Source organism: Streptomyces durbertensis (assembly GCF_014156695.1).
GTDB classification, from domain to species: domain Bacteria; phylum Actinomycetota; class Actinomycetes; order Streptomycetales; family Streptomycetaceae; genus Streptomyces; species Streptomyces durbertensis.
Genome location: NZ_WMLF01000812.1, coordinates 1 through 1,121 on the forward strand (window position 1 = coordinate 1; position 1,121 = coordinate 1,121).

Here is a 1,121-nt window from a genome sequence, read left to right on the forward strand (position 1 = left end):
GGTGAGCGGTCGACGCCGACGCTAGCAGGGGGCGGTCGGGCGACGGGTGTGGTCGCGTCGGCGGGCCGCGTTCCCGGTGGCGGCTGCCACCGGGACGGGCGGGCCGACGGGCCTGCCGGAGGTGCTTTGGCTACGCTGGTGCCGTTCCCGGAGGGGACGGCGACGGACGGGCGGCAGCGGCCGCCGTGCGTCGCGCGGCGGTGGGGCCCGCCGTACCCAACCGCGGCGAGAGCGCCGCCAACGGTCCCTGCTCGTGGTCGGGCGCGCCCGGTAAGAGGCGCCGGACGAGTGGGAGGGACGTTGACCGGTCTTCCGGAGAAGGAGCGTGCCGGGTCCGGCGCGCGGCGCGCGGGGCGGCCGCGCGTGCTGACGCGCGGACAGCTGCCCGTGGTGGCCGTCGTCGCGGCGGGCGGCGCCCTGGGCGCGGGCGCCCGGTACGGCGTCGCGCTGCTGCTGCCGACGACGGCCGACGGCTTCCCCTGGGCGACGTTCGCCGTGGACGTGGCGGGGTGCGCGTTGATCGGCGTGCTCATGGCGGTGGTCGTCGACGCCGCCGTCGGGCACCGGCTGCTGCGGCCGTTCCTGGGCACCGGGGTGCTCGGCGGTTTCACCACCCTCTCCGCGTACGCCGGGGAGGCGGACGCGCTGCTTCGTGCCGGGCACGCGGCCACGGCCCTGACCTATCTGGTGGGGACGTTGGCGGCGGCCCTCTCGGCGGTGTGGGCCGCCACCGTGCTGACCCGCCGAACGATCCTGCGGAGGCGAGTATGAGGACTTCCACCGAGTCGGCGCTGCGGCTGACGGTCTACGTGGGCGAGAGCGACGTGTGGCGGCACCGGCCGCTCTACAGCGAGGTCGTGCACCGGGCGCGGGAGGCGGGGCTCGCGGGCGCCAGCGCGTTCCGGGGCGTCGAGGGCTTCGGCGCGTCGGCGCTGGTGCACACGACGAGGCTGCTCTCGTTGAGCGAGGACCTGCCGGTCGCGGTGGTGATCGTCGACCGGCCCGAGCGCGTCCGGCGTTTCCTCCCCGAGCTGGCCGAGCTGGTGGCGGAGGGCGCGGTGACGCTGGACGAGGTCGAGATCGTCCGCTGGTCACGGGAGGGGGAGCAGGAAGGCGAGGGC

The 1,121-nt window shown here is 76.5% G+C and carries 2 protein-coding genes; both read left to right on the forward strand.

What is annotated here, in order from left to right; translation table 11 throughout:
* The first annotated feature begins 300 nt into the window (after positions 1 to 300).
* Entirely contained in the window at positions 301 to 771 is a 471-nt protein-coding gene (locus GL263_RS26995) for a fluoride efflux transporter FluC (RefSeq protein WP_182858351.1), read from the forward strand.
* A partial coding sequence (locus GL263_RS27000) for a DUF190 domain-containing protein (protein ID WP_182858352.1) occupies positions 768 to 1,121 on the forward strand: 354 nt, incomplete at its 3' end. The genes GL263_RS26995 and GL263_RS27000, both read left to right, overlap by 4 nt.